5 protein-coding genes are annotated in these 4,118 nt (G+C 39.2%); 4 read left to right on the top strand and 1 reads right to left on the bottom strand.

Annotated elements, in window-relative coordinates:
- Window positions 1-157: 157 nt before the first annotated feature.
- Window positions 158-1,360: a hypothetical protein gene (locus tag KTE19_RS13010; protein WP_217342458.1), complete on the bottom strand. Its 1,203-nt coding sequence runs from the start codon at window positions 1,358-1,360 to the stop codon at window positions 158-160.
- Window positions 1,361-1,515: 155 nt separating this feature from the next.
- On the opposite strand from KTE19_RS13010, the gene KTE19_RS13005 reads away from it, so the two are divergent.
- From KTE19_RS13005 to KTE19_RS12990, 4 genes are all read left to right on the top strand, one after another.
- Window positions 1,516-1,815, top strand: coding sequence for a hypothetical protein (locus tag KTE19_RS13005; protein ID WP_217342457.1), 300 nt, complete (start codon window positions 1,516-1,518; stop codon window positions 1,813-1,815).
- 23 nt (window positions 1,816-1,838) lie between these two features.
- Window positions 1,839-2,060, top strand: a complete 222-nt coding sequence (locus KTE19_RS13000; protein WP_217163230.1) for a hypothetical protein — start codon at window positions 1,839-1,841, stop codon at window positions 2,058-2,060.
- Between the two features lie 315 nt (window positions 2,061-2,375).
- Window positions 2,376-3,131, top strand: a complete 756-nt coding sequence (locus KTE19_RS12995) for a class I SAM-dependent methyltransferase (RefSeq protein ID WP_217342456.1) — start codon at window positions 2,376-2,378, stop codon at window positions 3,129-3,131.
- Between the two features lie 112 nt (window positions 3,132-3,243).
- Window positions 3,244-3,843 carry a Fic family protein gene (locus KTE19_RS12990; protein ID WP_249778666.1) on the top strand — a complete coding sequence of 200 codons (600 nt, stop codon included), beginning with the start codon at window positions 3,244-3,246 and terminating at the stop codon, window positions 3,841-3,843.
- Window positions 3,844-4,118 lie beyond the last annotated feature (275 nt).

Genomic DNA, 4,118 nt, shown 5'->3' with positions numbered 1-4,118 from the left:
TTATTCTAACGAGAAACAAAAAATCTGTCATCAGTAATAGATAAAATCTATTACCAACAACAGATATTGTAGAACCGATTTGAATGATTGCGCTATTTGTTTGCCTTAAATGGGAGAGATCAGCCATTTGATGATTAGATTTAATTGAATCTGACTATTAATTGCCGACAACTGCCCAGTCGCCAGTCGTTGCGTTCATCTCTTCTAATTGGCCGTTGGCATTGACTCGGAAGCTGGCAACTCGAGGACTTGAATTTGGATCAACATCGCGGTTTTTGAATGCTGGGGCGTTATGGTTCTCTAAAACGTCCACATAAAGCAACCCATTTCGCATTTGGGGCATGTAAGTGAAGTCGGTTGAATTGACGTTGATATTTGGATAGAGTGACTTGACCTGGGGCCAGATCATATTGACCACCTGTTGGTCAGTCAAATGATTAGCGGCGGACCCGGATGCTTGTTGGGCCTGCGAACCGCTGGTGGTTGTGGTTGAGCCAGACTGGGAACTAGCAGTCACTGAAGAGCTATTCGTCGTTGGTGTGGTGGATGATTTCGATAAAGTCAGTGGCGTTGAAGTGATGCCAGTCACCTTGATTTGATTATTGTTGACGAGGGTAATTCGATAAACGACCGGCGCATTTGTATTCGTGTATGATTTCAAGACATAGGTTTCTTGGCCAGCCGTTTGATACGAAACGTTATCGTTGTTGGTGCTGGTATTGGAGGTATACAACCGATGATACGAATCATATTCATTCACAAAGCTGCTGGTTGACGTGTTGGTGACGTTCAGGAAACGTTTGATATATGGCAGATTTTGATTACTGTTGTTTGGATTATCAGTATAATCGGTTGCCCAAGTCCCTTGAAGAGCCTGTGGCGCACCCGCTTGCCAATCGGTGGATTGACTTGCATCAGCGAGGACAAAGCTTGCGTCAACGTTATGATAGCTGGAATGAATTGTATAGGCGAGATGCCCACCATTAATCCAATTGAAGTTTAAATAATACTTTTTGTTGTTGCGACCAACCATTGCTAAGCGGAAAACGTATTTCTGGTTGGTAGATTTGAGCGATTTCACTTGGCTGTCGTCGATGGTACCGGCCTGTTTGGAAGTTAATTTCCAATGCCATTGGCCGCCATCTTGATAAAATTGTGAATACAATTGATTATTGTTGGCGGCTTGGGTGTCCTCGGGCACTTTTGCAGTGGCGGGGGAGAGTAAGTTGGTCAACTTTTGTGATGACTGATTGCTGCTGTGGCTGTTAGAATTGTTTAAGTCAGCTCGATTACTGTTGCAGCCGGCAAGCAGCATCACGCCCGCAAATGAGATGCTGAGCATTAATAGAAGTTTTTTCATATCTGAATCCTCCTGATGCCCCCATTATACCAGAGCAACGCTGAGAGATTACGCTAATGCCTCAATATATCCTTTAGAAAATGTTGAGGTTTTTATCATATTTTCTTCAAATTTTGGTGGCTATAATGAACTGATGATGTTTGAATGACAAATTAATGATGAAGGCGATTATGACGAACCTAAAAAGATCTTATTGGAAGTATTCTGTCTTAAGCATACTGTCTTGTGCAGTATTGCTGATTATTGAGTTGATGGTGTTTGGAAATGTATCATTTGTTGATCGGATTGCTTTTGCTTTAATTTTAATAGCACTTCCCGGTTTGTGGTATGATTTTATTTTTCGATTTTCTGGTGCCAAAACACGAGTGGTTAGAGTAACAGATATGTTTCTCTTTATGACCTCTTTAATCGGCATTTTATATGCCGGGTTAGCAATGTTTATCCAATTTACTTAAAAATAATGTTAGGAGTAATTCATATGAATAAATTAATAAAGGCGTTTAATTACTATCCTCGGGTGGCTATTTGGTTGATTTTCACAATTGCCGATCTATTAGGAATGTTTGGTTGGACAAGCTTAATTCAGGTTGAGAACATCAATTCGATTATTGTTGGCAATATATTTTCATTGACGATATTAGCAATTATATTATTGGTAAATTGGTACTGGCATCAACGAAAACATAATCCATTAGATTAGTTATGGAGCTCATGGTTGGGAGTTAAAGTTTTTGTGATCCAGTTGATAGTTCACTTATTCATACTCATTATGGTATTTGCTGAGCTTGTTAAGCCATAATCGATCAGATTATTTGCCAAATCAATTAATATTTATTGTACACAAGAATTGTAATAAAATAGTGTTATGTATTATAAAGGATGATGACAAATGATGGTGTTAAAAATCGTGAACTGCTCGGCACAGTTATAATTGCTGCCGGTGTGTCGAGCAAGTTGGCAGATGTAGCTGTGCCCTTTTATTAGTGAACAAGAAATTAATGGAGGCGCAGTTAATATGAATATAACTAAACTTAGGAAAATTTGGATCCATGAACAAAAAATTGGGATGAAAGGTTGGAACTTTTCCCATCTGGACGGCCGTTGGTTCAACGAAAAATTACCATGGGATTATCGAACACTTATCCTGAAGTATTTACACGATCATGACATGCTCCTAGACATGGGAACGGGTGGTGGTGAGTTACTATCATCGTTTCACCACCTAGATAGTCTGACAGCAGTTACTGAGGCATGGCAACCCAACATTGAATTGCTTCAACAAACGCTCCAGCCACGGGGAGTGAAAGTATATCCTGTTACTAATGCGGATGAGCTTCCGGTTGAGGATGGCTCTATTGATATTATGACCAATAGCCACGATGCCTTTAATCCCATGACAGTTTTCAATAAATTAAAACCAAAGGGACTCTTTATTACTGAACAAGTTGGAGCAACCAACAACTTTTCACTATCTCAGTTTTTGCTTCCTGACTATCAACCAGCATTTCCCGAGAATACCTTGTTGAATACGATGAATGGTTTTCAACAAGCAGGCTTTAATATATTGCTGGAACAGCAGGCATTTTCAGAGATGAAGTTTTTTGATGTTGGCGCAATTGTCTACTATGCGTCGATTATCCCTTGGGAGTTTCCTAATTTTGATGTTAATCACTGTTTTTCCAAATTATTAGATTTGCAGCGAATGATTAATTGCCAGGGAAGTGTTTCGACCCATGAGGACCGATTTGTCATGATTGCTCAAAGACCTTAACAGCATTGAATTCAAAACAAGGCACAGATAAAGTATTATATTGGGATTGATGAATTTCTTGTTTATGATCTGTAAAGGAAATTGATGTTATCAACATGGATAGGAGTTAAAGATGGAAAACAAATATCATTTAACCCAAAAGCAGAATCGTTTCTTGGCAAAGAAAAATTTTGTTAATATGGTTTATTCAAATTCGAAGTTTGAAGGCGTTAATACCACCCTCCCACAGACACAAACGATCATCGATGGAATGAGCGTAGCCGGGGTTTCGATTGATGACATTCAAGTTATTATCAATTTGAAAAAGGGCTTGGAGTTCGTTATTAACAATGATCAGCCTTATACTTTTGAGATCAGTCAGACAATCAATCGGATTGTGGCCGCAGAGGATGCGTTAAAACCTGGGAAAATCAGGACTGGAAATGTCCAAATTGGTGGCGTGGAATATGTGCCCCCAGTTCCGAGTCCAGATAAGGTCACTTCAATGGTTTCTACAATTATGAATGGCAACTTTACCGATACCGAAAAAGCCTTAAAAATGATGTATCAAATGATGCGCGATCAGATATTTTGGGACGGCAATAAACGAACCGCCGTTTTATCAGCAAACTATCTATTGATCAATGCCGGGCAGGGATTGTCAATATTAGTGAAAAACAGCTTCCGGAATTCAATACTTTGCTTGCTCAGTATTATGAATCGGGCGATATGACGGAGATCATACAATGGACATATGATAACTGTATCTATGGAATTGATTTTCCGGATAAGCGTTAATTAATCGACATCACAAATTTGCAGCAGGTCGGGACAAAAGGCAATTTGACTCCAGAATTTAAGCAAAAAACAATGCATTCTGATTTGGAATGCATTGTTTTTTGCTTAAATGGCCAGAACCGGCCGTTTATCGTAAGCATTAAATAACTGGACGTCTACTTCGTAGACGTCTTTTTGAGTACCATAGAATTATTAATTAAGTATGAGGTG

This window comes from Lentilactobacillus dabitei (assembly GCF_019061365.1).
GTDB classification, from domain to species: domain Bacteria; phylum Bacillota; class Bacilli; order Lactobacillales; family Lactobacillaceae; genus Lentilactobacillus; species Lentilactobacillus dabitei.
This window is presented reverse-complemented; position numbering and strand designations above follow the sequence as displayed.